Raw genomic sequence first — 16,404 nt, forward strand, 5'->3', positions numbered from 1 at the left:
TTGAGCCCCGCCTTCACATAGAATTCGTCGATCTCAACAGGACCTTTGAGATGGAGTCGAGGTGCGTCCAGCGCTCGCAGGAAGCGCTGGACGCGCCGGTAGATCGTCTTGTACGAAACGTCAATCTCTACATCTAGTTGCCTGAGACTCGTGTTGAAGCGGATGTACGTGTAGACCGCGAGAAACCATTTTCTGAGCGCCACCGCAGAATGTTCGAAGATCGTGCCGGTCTGATCGTTGAACGTGCGGTCGCAATCCTTACAGAGATACCGCTGAAACACCCGATAGCTGCCGTACCGAATCACAGATTCGCCACGGCAGCGTGGGCAATAGACGCCGTCGCGCCAGCGAACCTGTTCGAGCAGGTTCGCGGCGCGACGTTCCGAGACGAACGTCTTGATAGGGAACATCGTTCGTCGGGTGACGCGGTCGCGTCACCCTTGCCTGCTGTGACTTCCAGCTACTGCTGAGAACTGACCAACAATCCTCTACCCAAGAGCGATTGCGTAATATCCATACTGGCCAATGAAGAGGAGAGCCCCAGCGAGATAGACGAGTGCCAAAATCCCACTAACGGGCTCTTTGAACACAGTGTCTTTGATGATGGAGGGTATCGGATGATCTAATTCTCGCCGGTAGTAAATAGCCCCTGATTTCGTTCACCACGCGAAGAAAGTATTCTACCCACACTTAGCAGACGGTGGCAAGGCCTCTAACCGATACGCACCCTACATCTTGTACGGTGGTCCGAACATCATCTAAGACTGGTAGAACTTCCGACGGTCGATAAGTAGTTCTCATCGACCGGCTGTTTCACATGATCTTATGTCTGAACAATAGGATTTCAACAGAGCCACACGAACCAAGTAGTTAACTCGATTCCGCACAGTGAGGCTATTCATCGTTAACATTCCCCACGCTGAAGCGCGAGACTTTCTCCTCGATTCTCTGTAACATCGGTCGGGAGAGCCTATGTCCCTAACTGTGTAGAGGGCATAGCTGAAGGATGAAATGAACACTCCCGAACAACTCCACGACCTGCTCGCAGAGGGCAGCCAATTAAATATCGTCTGTCACAATAATCCGGATCCCGATTGTCTTGCGAGCGCACTCGCATTAGGGCGGATTGCGGCCGACGCCGGTATCGACGAACGATCTATCCTCTACAGCGGCGATATTTCCCACCAGCAAAACCGGGCGTTCGTCAATCTCCTCGATATCGACCTCAAGCCGTTCGATGCTGCTACCCTCCAAGACCGGTCATCGGACTCGTTACTTGCATTCGTCGATCATTCGATTCCCGGTGAGAATAATCCGGTTCCCTCGGACACACCGGTCGATATCGTGATCGACCACCATCCTGCTGAGGGTATCGAGGCCCGGTTCGTCGATCATCGTGAAGAACTCGGGGCTGCGGCAACGATTCTGACCGAGTACGTTCGCACCCTCGATATCGAGCTCGATACGGAGCTTGCGACGGCACTCCTATTTGCCATCCGGTCGGATACCCTCGACTTCCTCCGCGGAGCAACCCCTGTCGAATACGAGGCGGCAGGCTACCTCCATGACCACGCAGATCAACAACTGCTCCGAGAACTCTCATCACCATCGGTTAGCGGGGGAACGGTCGACGCAATCTCGACTGCTATTGACAACCGATGGACGAACGGGGGAGCGCTTATTTCTCACGTCGGGCGGACGACCGAGAGGGATTCGCTCCCTCAAGCCGTCGATTATCTCGTCCGTCTAGAGGGTGTCGAGACGGCCATTGTCTTCGGCCTTGTCAACGACGCGATTCACGTTAGCGCCCGCTCTCCCGATTCACGAGTCCACGCTGGGAATATCCTACACGACGCGTTCGAGGATGTCGGAAGTGGTGGTGGCCACCATGATGTAGCGGGTGGCGAAATCCCACTCGGGGTTTTCGCCGACTACACATCCGATGACGACCAGTTGCTCGACATCGTTGAACAGATCATTACCGCTCGCCTCGTCACGGAACTCAACCTATCCGGTGTGGCCGAAGAGTCAGACGCGACATGAACCGAACAAAACGCGTATTCTGACCACAAATGGTCTGTTAATACCGATCTGATGACGGATTGTTCAATATTTGGCCTTGTTTAGACGCGGAGTAGATCGGACAACACTGTTGCTATCCGAAGCACAAAACCGATAGAAACGCTCTCATAGACTGATCCTGCTCAACCCATACAAGCACTAACTCATGCTCTCGGGAGCGTCTAAACAAGGCCCAGCCCCTATATACAGCATGGCCAATCCGACAAGGCTTGAGTAGATCTCACCAGTCGTATAAGATATAGGGCGCGTATCCCGCACAGTGGTTCCGGAGCACCAGCTGGTGTTCGATTCACGGACAGCGCCGGACAATCGTCCCGAGCTGGCTTTTTGGAAGCCACTCGTCGGAGAGGCTGGGCAGACCATCTCGGTCAGCAAATTTCCGTTCGTGTTCTCGAAACTGCTCCGTCAGCCGTTTGTGGCGGTCGGTATCGCCTTCAGTACGTTCGATCCCCTCTGCGAGCGAGTGCATCTGGTGTGCGAGTCCCATCAGCGGTTGAGCCGCTGTGGATGATTTGAAGAGAATTGCGTCCTCGGTCTCTCTAGAGATGGAGCCGACGAATATTGTGGGCGTGGTTCTGTTCGTGGATTTGATTTTTTTCTCGGCCAGCCATTTCGGCAGTTGAAGGAGACATTCTTCCGGGTCGAGGAGCCCTAACAACTGCCATAGTTTTCGGGTCTGCTGTTCGTTGAGAAGCCCCCGCTCCCGGGCTTCGTCGAGCGAGACATCGTAGTCGGCGAGGGTATCTGAATGCCACTCGCGGGCGAACGAATCGTAGTCGGCGTATTCGGTAATCAGGTCAGCCACTCTGTCAAAGGAGAGAGTACAACCATCTTAATATCCCCCACTGATCCTGACAGCTGCTCTGGTCAGCAACTGCAGAATGATCAGAGTTGCAGTGCTAGATAGATCCTCTGTATCTTGCGCGCGCTTTCTAACAGTTCCTTAGTGTTTGGTTCAGTGCGTGCTGAATACAACGCGCGAGTCTTGTACAGTGGTTCGTTCGATTCGCCTATATCAAAACACTCCGTAGAGAAGACGGTTATACCGGAGCAGTACGATTTGGTTCAACCGTATCAGTACTGAGCAGCTCCCCGAAAACTACCGATCTCAGATCGGTGAATTTAGCGTGCCGAAGTACACTTGCCATGCGAGCACGGACTTGGCTACCAGACTCAGAACGATATACATCCGCTCGCCGAAGAGATAGTTCTTCCAACGAGAAACCTCCAGATACTGTAGCGCCATGTTCAACGTAAAGAGATTGAAAAAGACGAAGATGGAGAAGTAAATATAGATGACAAACTGAGGGAACTCGCCGGCACTGGCTGTCACGCTTCCGATAAACGTGATTGCAATGACAATCCAAGGCACGATACCGGCGATAACACCGACCCAAAACGGCGTCCAGTCAGTTTTGTCGGTCGATTCGTTGCGTTGCTCCATCAAGAGTCCGCAGAGATTCATCACCGCCACGAGTCCAAACAACGCCACGAGCGTTCCAAGATCCCAGACTCCGGCGAGCATCCCGATCACGACGATCATCAGCGAGGCGCTCACGGAGTACTCATACCAGCGGTAAGGGTTCATTCCCCTGTCAAGATACGCGACGTATGCCTCGTACCGATTAGTTGCGATGATGGCGTGTGCGAGCGCAGAAATGAAGAGAAATCCGGCCACAAGCAGCGGAAGATTGGCATCAATAAACGAGACCGTCTCGGGAAAAATCGACTCAGTTTCAGGGTTGAACCCGTATCTAGTGCGTGTAATGGGCCACAAGACGCCCTCTGCTAGGAGCACCATTGCAAGCCCCTGAAGAAAATGAAGAACAGCCATAACCGCGTTCCACGACCGGAGCCGAGTGTCCCGTGCTGAACGCTGATCGCTGGTCCCGCTGGCTGCTGTAGTTTTTGTTGCCATTATCCTATGTGGATATCATCGCACATGTATGTAAATGGCCATACGCTCGCGTCGCTGAGGTCAGCGCACGCTATTGGCTATGTATACGGATCGGATTATCGTGTTTGGAGGACCGATGAACCGTTTCAGGGCCAACCCGCAAGAGAGTGGCCCTATTGATCGCTATGGCTATCATCAACGTTGACCACGTAGCGGTTCGAGTAACCAATCTTGATCGATCACTCTCCTTCTATCACGAACTACTCGGCCTCCCCGTTCGAGATAGAGAAGTTGTTTGTAAGCGGTATATTCCTGTGCGAATAGAGGGTTCCTACGGTCTCAATCATTATAAACAGGCCCTAGAACGCATTACAACGAGTTCGAGTGAGACGATACAGCCAGAGCGCCGGTCACCGTTTTGAACGTTTGTACGGGGTCAGAGTTCGCCCCGCTGGAACCGCGCGTAGCCCAGCACCACCGGCACAATAATCCACGCAATCAGCACCACCAGTGCGCCTACCGTCGAGACGAACTGCTCAGTTCCGATGACGGCTTCGGGTGGCGCCGTCCCCACGCCGAGTCCGGTCGCAAATAGGTAACTGGCGCTCGTCCCCGGTTCGATGAACTTCGCGAACTCCACCCATGCTGGTGTCTCCATCGGCGGCTCGAACCGGAACAGTACGTTTAGTACGGCATCAACCAGCGTCCCCCAGAGCAACGCTAGCAGCGCGTAGGCGCCGAAGGCGGCGCCAATAACCCGACGGGAACTGGCAATCCCCGTCGAGAGTCCGACAGCAATACCGAGGAACGCAAGCGTATAGCCGAAGGTGAGCACTAGCACGAGAAGATAGTCCCCGGCGGCGAAGTCGCTGTAGCTGGCGAGTAAATAGCCGCCGGCGACAACACCTGCGATAGCAAGCGAGGCAGCCAGTGCAGTCGCGCGTCCAACAAACTTTCCAGCCACTAGGTCGCGGCGAGAGTTCGGCAGCGACAGCGCCAACGTAGCAGTCCCTGACGCACGGCCGGCAGCGATTGAACGATAACCGAGTACGAGTCCGATCAGCGGGAACAGCGGGACGACGATGGCGACGAGTATATCGAGGTACGCCGAAAAGGGCACCTCCGAGGAGCCCGCGAGCCGCGGGACAACGTAGCCTAGCCCCGTCAGGAGGACAAGCAGCCCGGCCGTCAGTGTCCAGACTCCGCGGGTCGCGAGTGCTACTCGGAGATCGTTCTTGGAAACGGCTCGCCAGCTCATCGGTGTCCCTCCGTGGACTCCGTGCGATCAACATCGCTCGTAGTTTCGTGTCGAATCATAGATCGGTGGAACGAAACCGCAGGTAGCCGAGCGTCGCGGGGCCGAGCGCCCAGACAGCAAGTAGGGCGGCAGCAACCCACTCCCCGAGGTACCATGGCGCGTCGGGACCGAGGTAGGTCCCCTGCTCGACGCCGGCGAAGAAGCCGTCAACGAGTCGACGGTAGGCCATCCCCGGCTCGACGCCGTAGACGAATAGTGCCCAATCCGGCATCGTCCCGTCAGCGAGTCCGAGATAGTTGAGTCCGGCACGGAACACCCCTTGGAGCTGTGACCAGACCACGACAAACAGGAAGAACACGCCGAATGCGGCGCTACTGGCGACTGCGGACGAGGATGTCGCCGTTGAAATTGCGAGGCCAATACCGACGAATGCGGCGCCATACAGCAGCGTCCCCAGTAGATAAGCACCGACGGTTCCGATCTCGAAGCTCCCAAATGGGTAGTTCACCAGCGCAGCGCCGGCAAGGATTCCGACCGCAACGGCGGCGCCGAGCGCGGCCACCCGGGTGAGATACTTCCCAATCACCACGTCCAGTCGATCGTACGGCAACGAGAGCAACAGCGTCAGTCGGCCAGACGATCGCTCGTCGACGATGGTTCGGTGGCCAAGCAACAGCCCCACGAGCGGCACCAGCAGCGCGGCCGACCCGAGCATGAACGACGCATAGTCCGCGCTGGTTGGCTCGTCGCCGGCCATTATCGGCGTTACGTACCCGCCGGCGACGAACAGGAGCGCGACCGCACCGAGCAGCCAGCGTGTCCGCCGTGAGCCCCACACGTCTCGGAACTCCTTCCGAGCGATGATGGCCCAACTCACTGCCTTCCCTCCGCGGTGTACTCAACGAACAGATCCTCGAGTGAGGGCTCCTCAGTGGTGAAGTCGAGAACGTCGACGCCGGCGTGGTTGAGCGCGACCAGCACGTCCATCTTCGTGTCGTTAGGGCAGGTGACTACAAACGCTCCGTCCGCTATCCACGCCGAATCGACGCCGTCGACGGCCTCAATAGCGTCGAGGTGGGCCTCGTTGAGGTCGTCGACAGTAACGTGGAGTTTCGTCCCACCGGCGGCGGACTCCCGGAGTGCGTCGATAGTGTCGACCGCCTGTAGCCGTCCCTCATGCATGATGCCGACGCGGTCACAGACTGCTTCGATCTGTTCGAGAATGTGACTGGAAAAGAACACAGTTGTACCGCGTTCGTTCTCTTCGTTGATGATCTCACGCATTCGTCGGGCTCCGCCGGGGTCGAGCCCCGAGGTCGGCTCGTCGAGGATCAGTAGGTCAGGGTCGCCGATGAGTGCCATTCCGAGTACTAACCGTTGGGCCATCCCCTTGGAGTAGCCACCGGCAGGACGGTCAGCATCATCACGGATCCCAACGCGCTCGGCAATAGCCATCGGCTCGATATCCACATCCTTCGATTCCGCGGCGAACTGGAGGTGCTGCCGGCCGGTTAGCCGGTCGTACACGTCGTACCCCTCTGGGAGGACGCCCATGTGTTCTCGAACGGCAACACTCTGTTCCCGAGCATCCATCCCGAACACCTCGACCTGCCCCTCGGTGGGACGCGCAAAGTCGAGCAGCATGTTGATCAGCGTCGACTTTCCGGCACCGTTGTGCCCCAAGAAGCCGAATATTTCACCCTCCTCAATAGTAAGATTGACGCGGTCGACCGCCGTCACGTCGCCGTATCGCTTGGACACGCTGTGTGTCTGGATTGCCGGCATTAAAGTATCAAGTTGATATTTACATTCGGAGGTAATAAACACGCTGCGTTACAGATTACTCTACATCAGGCGGCCAAATTAAATGCTGGAGCCATCTCTAAATACCAGTATGCGTCGATGAGGAGGCTAATATCCATCGGACCGATTCTTTTTGAAATACTCGCCTTTGTTGAAATCCTCAGCAGTTGATGTTTTAGATTCCCAATTACTCAGCACAAGATCCTCTTCGCAACTCGACGAGTGGGTCCAAAGAGCGTTGAGTGAATGCCACAGATGATACTATAGTGGGCCAATCGATCGTAGTGCTACGTTTCGGGGTTGTAGCTGTAATCTGTTTTAGATGACCCCTGCGAACGTGACCGACTGGTTGCCATCAACTACATGGTACGCACGTATCTCGGTTGTTGAGTAGACTCTGGACGGTCTGTCCGATTAGTGACCGAATGCTTATGACGCCGCCCAGGTAACGTGGTGGTAATGAGCACTGAAACGAGTACGAACGACGACGTCCGGAGTGGGCGAACAATTACGCTCACTCAGGCGGACGATGGCTGGTGGGTCGCCCGTGACGAGGCGACCGGTGTCGCAAGCCAGGGTGAGACGCGGCAGGATGCCCTCGACAATCTTGACGAGGCAGTCGCACTTCACAAGGGAGAAACTGGTGACTCGGTCGATAATTGGGAGGAGGAAAAAGAAGTGCTTGACGAGCTCGGTATCGATCCTGATGAAGTACAGCAGGCTCGCGACGAGCATGATGATCTCCCCGACTTCATGCAGTAAGTCGGATGGGAGCGCCTGATTTTTCCGGACGCGATGTTGTCAAAGCACTCACGAAAAACCGCTTTGCCATCGTTGATCGGACCGGCAGCCACGTTAAGCTTCGATACGAGCACCCGACGAACGATGACGATGTCCGTATCGTCTCCGTCCCGCAACACAATCGGATCCGAACCGGGACTCTACGCAACATCGCAGACCAGTCTGGAGCGGAAGACTTTGAGAAGTGGTGTCAGTGGATCGACCGACAGCGCTGATGGGTTATCTAACTCATGACCACCACTGGCTCGAATATCGCTGTATAGGACTACTGTTCTGGATAGTGGATAGGTAATACCCGCCCGCTGGGACCGGATCCGTGTTCGACGCCGAGACGGATCCCGACGCAGTCGTGCGTGTTTAATTCATTATCTAAGTACGTGAGCAGGAAAAACGGACTCCACGTGTAAGCTGACCCGACTGCTTCCGGCGTCAGTCGGCGCGCTCGTCGGGCTGCTCCCGGACCGCGTCAACGACGGACGTCGCCAGCGGTACGTCCTCGCGGAGCGATTGGTGATCCCGACACGGTGAGGAGTCGCGCATTGCACTTCTCGCCTCGCCGAGCTCAGTAAAGAATGACCCCAGGTTTTCGCGTATCCTCAGAAACCAGTACCTTCTCGACGCATTTAGAGAGTAGCTGGCTCGCACTGAGGAAAGTAAAACGGCAGTATATATCCGGGGGTGGTAGGCTAGAAGGATGATGGCGGACGCGACGGGCTCGTCAAGAGCGACGTGACCCATGACCCGATGTAAAGTGGCTCTCGATCGGCCGGCTGACGCAGTAGATCTGTCGAGCGTTCTGTTTCGAGCCGTTACGACACTCGTATGCTTTCGTCGAACAGTGCGGAAAAGAGCTTTTTTTCGGCTGCTCGGAGGTGTTGTGTGAAGGTTGTCTGTGAGATGTCCATCATCGAGGCAACCTCCTCACCGGAGTGCTCACGGGGCCACTCGAAGAATCCGGCAAAGTGCGCGGTACGCACCGCTTCTCGCTGCCGGTCCGTTAAGGTCGCCGCTAGCTGCTTCCGGAAGCCCGCCTCGGTTTGTACGTCGCGTTCGCGCTCGCGCTGTGCGACGAGCGTGAGGCCATCGTACATCGTCTGAAGCGCGTCGACGATAGTCCGGATGTCGTTCGAGCTGGCGACGTGTGCGATCAGCGTCCCGCTCGTGCCGGTGAGCGAGAGGGATTCGATGCCTGCCCCGTACTGCGCCAGCGTCGCGACGATCGACCGCTCGTCTATCGAGAGCCGGAACAGAGGCCGTTCCTCGTAGGCGTAGACGTGCTGTGCCGCGTTGATGTGGTCGGCCTCGGCGACGTACTCGGAGACGGCCTCTGGATCAGCGTCCGCGACGGTAACGTACTGGATAGACCCCCCCTCGTCGCCGTCGCTAACGTGCTCGACGGTGACCGAACAGTCGAGCCGTGCCGCCATGTTCGCAAGTGGCTCGTCGATCCCGGTCAGCTGGAACTCCAGTTCGGTGACGCTGTCCGCGGCGAGCGTCTGCTTGCTCTCGACGGCGCTGATCGCGTCCGCGACGGTCCGACCCAATTCGGCGAAGATATCGCGTTCGATCAGATCGAACGCATCAGCGTTGTGGGTCATCACGACGAGAACACCGTACTCCGCGCCCCGGTACGCGAGCGGGACCACGACGCAGTGTGCCTCGCCCGGTGTTTCCGACAGGTCGTCTTCGATCTCGGTGAACACTGGACGGGAACTATCGAGCGCCGTTTCGACCGGGGACGGCTCGACGGCGCACAGCGTCTCGATGTGAACGTCGAGCGAGTCGATGTCGGTGCCCGCACACGTGCGCGGGCTGACCGAGCCGTCGACGAGTCCACGACCACCGATCCAGGCCACGTCGAAGAGGTCGGAGGAAGCGAACTGTTCGCACACTGCGGACTCGATCTCGTCGCGCGTCGACGCGGCGACGAGTTCCCGGTTGGTGTCGCGGAGCACCTCGTTCGTGTTGTTCAGGAGCGTCAAGCGCTCGTTCTGGTCTTCGATGCGCATCTCGCGCTCCTTCCGTTCGGTAACGTCGCGCTCGATCGCGACGTAGCGCTCCACGTCTCCGCCGTCCGTGATCGGCGCGATTGTCGCGTCGATCCAGCAGAGCTCCCCCGACTTCCGGCGGTTCGTCAGCTCGCCCTCCCAGACTGACCCGGACTCGATCTGTTCCCAGAGTCCCTCGTAAAACTCCTCGTCGTGTTTCCCCGACTGCCAGAGTCGCGGGTTCTCGCCGATCACCTCGTCCGGTCCGTACCCCGTGACCGTCTCGACGGCCGGGTTCGCGTACTCGATGGTGCCGTCCGGGTCGGTGAGGAAGATCGCGTGCCCGGCGTGTTCGATGGCCTTCCGAAAGCCCCGAAGTCGCTCGTTCGCCGTCTGTAACTGCGTCTTGATGGCGTTCTCTTCGTCGATGTACTCGGAGAGGTAATACACCGTCAGCAGGACAAGCGCGCTCACGACGAGCCCCGGGAGTTCCTCGATCCCGGTGGTCGCCGACTGCACGGTAAGCAGCTGCCGAAGCGTCATAAAGGACAGAAGCAGCGTCAGGAAGCCGAACCGGCGATCGCGGGTCCTCGCGAGTAGCAGGATCGAGTAGCCGACGCCGATCAGTCGAAGCCCGATCGAGAGAGCGATGATCCAGTTCATCCGCTCGGTCCCGTCCCCCGGCGGGCCGGTGTCACCGGCCCGCCGACCGTTCGTCCGCTTCGGTGCGCTGCGTTCATGCTCGGGAGGTGTCCGTTCTCGTTGATAACATCGGCGGTCGTCGGCACGCGACGCGATGCCGGTCAATCTCGGAGTCGAACCCCCCGATCCAAACAGTATTGGTACCCACAATATAGGGTGTCTTCGCGGGGTGGAAGCGACTCAGTCTGTATTGGTATTACCCTTTCCACCGGTAGCTACGTACATTTTCGTGTATGAGTTCTAGGACCAACCGGCCGGCGGGGGACCGACGACCCGTTGGCGAGACGACCGGTGACGGGTGGTGGCGATGAGCACCGCTGACGACGGGGACACGCTCCCCGGTATCCCGAACGTCGGGAAGGCCGACCTCGACGCGATGGTGGAGAACGAACGACCCGATCCGCGAGAGGAGCTCGCGGACGTCGAGGCGGACACTGACCTCGGCGTGGCGATGGCCGAAGACGCCAAGCGCGTCGCCCGCGGTGAGCTCTCCGGCGACGAGTACTGGGAGAAGTACGACGAGGCCGCGGCCGACGAGTTCGGCGAGGCGTATCGGGAGACGCCGAACCCCGCGGTCGACGCTGGCGACCAGACCGTCACGACAGAGACAGCCGAGTCGCTGAGCTGCGCCGTCGGGTCGATGGACACGGTCTCGACGGAGACGGCGCAGGTCGAGGGCGAGGAGACGGAGGGCGGGATCGGCACGGGCGACGAGAAGTGGGGGATGGTGATCGACCTCCAGAAGTGCGTCGGCTGCGACTCGTGTACGGTCGCGTGCAAGTCCGAGAACCGGACGCCGCCGGGCGTCTCGTACAACGTCGTGATGGAGGAGGAACACGGCGAGTTCCCGAACGTCACGCGAACGAACGTCCCGCGTCCGTGCATGCAGTGCGACAACCCGCCGTGCGTCCAGGTGTGTCCCGTCTCGGCGACATACAAGATGGACGACGGCGTGGTCAACATCGACTACGACCGGTGTATCGGCTGCCGATACTGTAACATCGCCTGCCCGTACGGTGCGCGGTACTTCGACTTCGGCGAGAACTACGACGACGAGGTCGATGAGGCCGGCGAACTGACCAGCCCCGAGTACGGCGTCGACCGCGGACCGCGCGAGGAGGGGAAGTCGCCGATCGGCAACATCCGCAAGTGTAGTTTCTGTACGCACCGGTTAGAGCGCGGCGAAGAGCCCGCGTGCGTCGAGACCTGTGTCGGCGACGCTCGGAACATGGGCGACCTCGAGAACCCCGACAGCGACGTCGCAAAGATGGCTGACTCGTCGCGCGCGTTCCAACTGAAAGAAGACGAGGGGACCGACCCCAACGTCTACTACCTCAAATAGACCGATGGCGACACAAAGCCCACACATCGAGTTCGATCCGGGGTTCGAAGACGACCGGCTGCGGATCGCTTGGTACGCGATCGTCGGCGTCCTCGTCGCCGTCGGCGCGTACGCGACGTACCTCCGACTCACGGGCGGAATGGCGAGCACCAACCTCACGAGCGTCGTCCCGTGGGGCGCGTGGGTCGCCTTCTACATCTACTTCGTCGGCCTCTCTGCCGGCGCGTTCCTCGTGAGCACGATGGCCAACGTCTTCGAGGTCGAGGGGATGCACAGGATCGACCGCGACGCGCTGTTCGCGGCCATCATCAGTATGGCGGTGGCGCTGCTGTTCGTCTGGATCGACCTCGGACGAATGGACCGGATGTACTTCCCGTTCCTCTGGCGTCAGCTGACGTCTGCGCTCTCGTGGGAGGTCCACGCCTACGTGGCCTATATCGGAATCCTGGTCACGGAGCTGTACTTCTCGATGCGGATCGACCTCGCGCGGGTCGCCGACCGCACTTCGGGGCTCCGAGAGACGTTCTACTCGGCCCTCGCGCTCGGTCGGCTGGACACGAGCGAGGCGTCTCAAGCGTTCGACCAGCGCTGGCTCAAGCGGGCCGGTATCGTCGGTATCCCGCTGGCGATCTTCATGGTCCACGGCGGCACGGGCGTGCTGTTCGCCGTCTCGAAGGCACGCCCCTACTGGAACAGCGGGCTGTTCCCGGTGATCTTCGTCATCTCGGCGCTGCTCAGCGGGACCGCGCTCGTGATGATGGTATACGTGCTTCGAACGCGGCTGTTCGACGGCGAGTCGGTCGACCCGGACCTGCTCGACCGACTGGCACAGCTCCTGATCGGCTTCATCATCGTCGACGCCGCCTTGACTGCCATCGAGACGTTCATCGCAATCGCCAGCGTCCACCCTCACGAGATCGAGACCTGGAACGTCATCATGTACGGCCCGATGTCGTGGTCGTTCTGGTGGTTCATGGTCGGCTTCAGCTGGGTGTTCCCGATGGTCCTACTGAGCAAGCGATCCTGGCGACGCACGCCGTCGGTGATGGTGCTGACCGGACTGAGCGTCGTCATCGGGATCGTCGCAGTGCGGTTCAACATCGTTGTTCCGGCGCAGGTCATGCCGGTGATGGAGGGACTTCCCCACGGGTCGTACTTCCCGACGCTGGTCGAGTGGGGAACGAGTGCCGGCATGATCGGTGTCGGCCTGCTGTTGTTCACGATCGGTGCGGAGACACTGCCGTTGACGCCGCTTACCGGAGGTGACCACGAATGAGTGCTGATGATTCGGGCGAGGACGGCGCGACGGTTTCGCGCCGCGACTTCGTCAAGGCGGCCGGGAGTATCGGAGTCATCGCGGCGGCGAGCAACGCCGCGGTCGACGTGGACATCGACGACCTGTGGACGGACGACGAGCTCCACTACGTCGGCGACGACTACGGCGAGTACGGCGCGAGCGACGTGATACACACCACCTGCGGCCAGTGTAACACGTTCTGTCCGATCAAGGTCCAACTCGCGGACGGGAGCGGCACCGGCGAGTACAGCTCGCTCGTCCGGAAGCTCGCCGGAAACCCGTACTCGTTCCTCAACACGCAGCCGTTCTCGCAGGTGCCCTACGAGAGCGATCCGGAGGACGTGGCGATGGGCGACGTCGAGGGGAGCGGCGACGTCGACACCGATCGCTGGTCGCTCTCCGGTGGCCGGATCTGCTTAAAAGGGCAGGCGGGGATCCAGACGGCCTTCGACAGCTACCGCGTCCGCCGGCCGATGAAACGGGTCGGTCCACGCGGGTCGGGCGAGTGGAAGACCGTCTCGTGGGACACAGTCGTTCGAGACATCGTCGAAGGCGACGACGAGCTCGGCCACCCCGGACTGGCTGATATCTGGGGGTTCGCCTCACAGGAGGACGTGATGAGCGACTGGGAGGCCGTCCAGAACGGCGAGCTGTCCAAGGCGGCGTTCGACGAGAAGTACGCGGACGACCTCATTGACACCGACCACCCGGATCTGGGGCCGAAGTCCAACCAGATCGTCGACGTCGGCGGATTCCGCCGCAACTTCATCCGAACTCGGCTTTGGAACCAGGGGCTCGGATCGATAAACAGCGTCCACCACGCCGGGACCTGCGGGTTCTCGAGCGTGATGGGCAACGTCCGTTCCCACGACGCCAAGAAGAAGCGACAGTACCCTGACATCGAGAACTGCGAGTACCTCATCGCGTGGGGGACCAACCCCATGGTCGCTAACAAGGGGCCGACGTGGCTCGCGCCGAAGCTGACGAACGCCATCGAGGACGGGATGCGGATGGACGTCGTCGACCCGCGCCTCTCGAAGACCGCCGAGAAGGCCGACACGTGGGTCCCCGTCGAACCCGGCGCAGACGGGGCGCTCGCGCTCGGGATGGCGCGGTGGATCATCGAGAACGACCGCCACGACCTGACGTACCTCCAGAACCCCTCGCGGTCGGCCGCGACCGACGACGACGAGCCGACGTGGAGCGACGCGACGCACCTCATCCTCGTCGACGCGGAGGCGGGGCCGAAGGCGCGCGCGGCCGACCTCGGGCTCGTTCCCGAGGACGCCGAGACCGCCGACGACTTCGTCGCTGTCGACGCGACGACGGGCGAGCCGCGTCCCGCGAGCGAGGTCGACACGGCCGTGCTCGACGTCGACGTGACCGTCGACGGGACGGCAGTCCGGAGCGTCTGGAACCAGTACCGTGACCGCGTCTTCGAGTACACCGTCGAGGAGTATGCCGAGATGGCCGGCGTGCCGGCCGACCAGATCGCCGAGATCGCCGACGAGTTCACCAGCCACGGCAAGCGAGCGGCGATCATGGCCTATCGCGGCCCGGCAAAGCACACGAACGGCTTCTACAACACGCGGGCGATTGCCACCCTCCAGCACCTCATCGGGAACTACGACTGGAAGGGCGGGCAGATCACCCCGTACGCGGGTTACGACACCATGTCCGGCCGGTACCAGCTCGGCTCGGTCCCGGACGGGCACTCACCGTGGGGAATTCCCCTGCTCCGCGGCGGCGTCAACTACGAGGACACCTCGCTGTTCGACCGCGACGACGGCTACCCGGCGAAGCGGCCGTGGTTCCCCGTCGCGCCGCCGCAGGCGACCCAAGAACTCTACGGCAGCGCCGCCGACGAGTATCCATACGGCGTCGAGGCGCTGTTCATCCGCCCCTACTCGAACAACCACGTGATGGCGGTCGCCGGCGGCGACAAGATTCCGGCGATCTTGAAAGACACCGACACGATTCCGCTGATCGTCGCCTCGGACACGGTCATCGGCGAGACGAGCCAGTACGCCGATTACATCCTGCCCGAGCCAACCTACCTCGAACGGTGGGAGAACTTCGGCACATACCCGAACAAGCGGCTGGCCGACGAGAAAATCAGCCAGCCGGCAGTCTCCGTCGTCCCCGACGCGCGTCCGTTCGAGGACGTGCTCATCGAGCTGTGGTCGGAGCTGGACCTGCCGGGCGTCGGTACAGACGCCATCCCCGACGCGGACGGTAATCTGTGGCCGCTTGAGCAGGCCGAGGACTTCTACCTGAAGCTCGCAGCCAACATCGCGTACGACCGCGACCCGGTCGCAGACGCGAGCGAGGATGAGCTGCGGGTGTTCCGCGAGAGCCACGAGAGCGGACTCGGCGACCGGTTCGACCTCGATCGCTGGCGGGACGCCGTCACCGACGAGGAGTGGCCGAAGGTCGTCACGGTGTTGAACCGGGGCGGCCGCTTCGAGGAGCCGACCGAGGGCTACAACGAGGCGTTCGCCGAACACGGTCACGGGTACGACTACGCCGAGCGCGGCGACGATTCGAACGCCTACGACGGCGAGCACATGCGGTACAAACTCGAGTCCCGCGTCGACTTCTACAGCGAGGTCGTCCCCAACGGGAAACACTCCTTCACCGGCGAGCGGTTCGACCCGCTCCCGAGGGTCGACGACGTCGAGCACTACGACGGGACCGTCCAGGCCGCGGTGAGCGGCGACGACGAACCTGAGCGCCCGCTCCGACTGATAAACTGGAAGCCGCGGACACAGGGGATGCACCGCACCCAGAACAGCCCGTGGCTCCGCGAGACCCGCCCGGAGAATCCCGTGTGGATCAACCCGCGGGACGCAGAGGAGCGCGGCATCGAGAACGGCGACGAGATTCTCATCGACGCCGGTCGCGAGACCGCCGACGGGGTCGCGATGGTCACGGGCGGGATCCGACCCGGCGTCGTCGGCGCGATGTGGGGATGGGGTCGGAGCGGCGACGGCGCGACGCCCGAAACGATCGACGGCGAAACGCGGCCGGCGGTCGAGGCCGACGGCCACAGCGACTACCAGTTCGACGAGCCAATGACCGAAGAGGGCGGGTACGCGAAGGGACGCGACGCCGGATTCGCGATCAATCACATCCAGCCGTTAGACGAGGAAATCGGCGACACCGGCCTCTCGGATCTCGTCGGTGGGAGCAACGCGCAGTACGACGCCTTTGTCGACGTGGAGCGGCGGTGAT

At 60.5% G+C, this 16,404-nt stretch carries 14 protein-coding genes; 7 read left to right on the forward strand and 7 right to left on the reverse strand.

The features are described from left to right. The coding region (locus BN903_RS00495) for an IS1 family transposase (RefSeq protein WP_048075850.1) at window positions 1–410 on the reverse strand (410 nt) is incomplete at its 3' end. A 601-nt stretch (window positions 411–1,011) separates the two neighbouring features. Here BN903_RS00495 and BN903_RS00500 point away from each other — a divergent pair. Further along, window positions 1,012–2,043: a bifunctional oligoribonuclease/PAP phosphatase NrnA gene (locus BN903_RS00500; protein WP_048075851.1), complete on the forward strand. Its 1,032-nt coding sequence runs from the start codon at window positions 1,012–1,014 to the stop codon at window positions 2,041–2,043. Window positions 2,044–2,371: 328 nt separating this feature from the next. Here BN903_RS00500 and BN903_RS00505 read toward each other — a convergent pair whose 3' ends face one another. After that, window positions 2,372–2,887: a hypothetical protein gene (locus BN903_RS00505; RefSeq protein WP_048075852.1), complete on the reverse strand. Its 516-nt coding sequence runs from the start codon at window positions 2,885–2,887 to the stop codon at window positions 2,372–2,374. Between the two features lie 303 nt (window positions 2,888–3,190). Beyond that, window positions 3,191–4,000 carry a heliorhodopsin HeR gene (heR, locus tag BN903_RS00510; RefSeq protein ID WP_195155658.1) on the reverse strand — a complete coding sequence of 270 codons (810 nt, stop codon included), beginning with the start codon at window positions 3,998–4,000 and terminating at the stop codon, window positions 3,191–3,193. A gap of 164 nt (window positions 4,001–4,164) precedes the next feature. Between heR and BN903_RS18515 the strand changes: the two genes are divergently transcribed. Beyond that, window positions 4,165–4,401, forward strand: coding sequence for a VOC family protein (locus tag BN903_RS18515; RefSeq protein WP_079890545.1), 237 nt, complete (start codon window positions 4,165–4,167; stop codon window positions 4,399–4,401). 14 nt (window positions 4,402–4,415) lie between these two features. Here the strand turns inward: BN903_RS18515 and BN903_RS00515 are convergent, their stop codons facing one another. The 3 genes from BN903_RS00515 to BN903_RS00525 are packed head-to-tail and all read right to left on the reverse strand — an operon-like array spanning window position 4,416 to window position 7,022. Further along, entirely contained in the window at window positions 4,416–5,237 is an 822-nt protein-coding gene (locus BN903_RS00515; RefSeq protein ID WP_048075854.1) for an ABC transporter permease subunit, read from the reverse strand. Between the two features lie 55 nt (window positions 5,238–5,292). After that, window positions 5,293–6,114 (reverse strand): ABC transporter permease, encoded by an 822-nt coding sequence (locus BN903_RS00520; RefSeq protein WP_048075855.1) that lies wholly within the window; start codon window positions 6,112–6,114, stop codon window positions 5,293–5,295. Then, window positions 6,111–7,022 (reverse strand): ABC transporter ATP-binding protein, encoded by a 912-nt coding sequence (locus BN903_RS00525; protein WP_048075856.1) that lies wholly within the window; start codon window positions 7,020–7,022, stop codon window positions 6,111–6,113. Before BN903_RS00525 ends, BN903_RS00520 begins: the two co-directional genes overlap by 4 nt. 477 nt (window positions 7,023–7,499) lie before the next feature. On the opposite strand from BN903_RS00525, the gene BN903_RS00530 reads away from it, so the two are divergent. Both BN903_RS00530 and BN903_RS00535 read left to right on the forward strand, forming a co-directional pair. Then, window positions 7,500–7,802 (forward strand): type II toxin-antitoxin system HicB family antitoxin, encoded by a 303-nt coding sequence (locus tag BN903_RS00530; protein WP_048075857.1) that lies wholly within the window; start codon window positions 7,500–7,502, stop codon window positions 7,800–7,802. A gap of 5 nt (window positions 7,803–7,807) precedes the next feature. Then, entirely contained in the window at window positions 7,808–8,056 is a 249-nt protein-coding gene (locus tag BN903_RS00535; protein ID WP_048075858.1) for a type II toxin-antitoxin system HicA family toxin, read from the forward strand. A 594-nt stretch (window positions 8,057–8,650) separates the two neighbouring features. Here the strand turns inward: BN903_RS00535 and BN903_RS00540 are convergent. Next, window positions 8,651–10,492: a bacterio-opsin activator domain-containing protein gene (locus BN903_RS00540; RefSeq protein WP_048075859.1), complete on the reverse strand. Its 1,842-nt coding sequence runs from the start codon at window positions 10,490–10,492 to the stop codon at window positions 8,651–8,653. A gap of 346 nt (window positions 10,493–10,838) precedes the next feature. Here BN903_RS00540 and BN903_RS00545 point away from each other — a divergent pair, with 346 nt between their 5' ends. Genes BN903_RS00545 through BN903_RS00555 form a run of 3 tightly spaced genes read left to right on the forward strand, consistent with a single transcriptional unit; the run spans window position 10,839 to window position 16,403 of the window. Then, on the forward strand, window positions 10,839–11,873 hold the full coding sequence (locus tag BN903_RS00545; RefSeq protein WP_195155660.1) for a 4Fe-4S dicluster domain-containing protein: 1,035 nt from the start codon (window positions 10,839–10,841) through the stop codon (window positions 11,871–11,873). Between the two features lie 4 nt (window positions 11,874–11,877). Beyond that, on the forward strand, window positions 11,878–13,149 hold the full coding sequence (gene nrfD, locus BN903_RS00550) for an NrfD/PsrC family molybdoenzyme membrane anchor subunit (protein WP_048075861.1): 1,272 nt from the start codon (window positions 11,878–11,880) through the stop codon (window positions 13,147–13,149). Beyond that, the gene (locus tag BN903_RS00555; protein WP_048075862.1) at window positions 13,146–16,403 is read left to right on the forward strand and encodes a molybdopterin-dependent oxidoreductase; all 3,258 of its coding nucleotides are present in this window, start codon (window positions 13,146–13,148) and stop codon (window positions 16,401–16,403) included. Before nrfD ends, BN903_RS00555 begins: the two co-directional genes overlap by 4 nt. Window position 16,404: the final 1 nt, after the last annotated feature.

Source organism: Halorubrum sp. AJ67 (assembly GCF_000513435.1).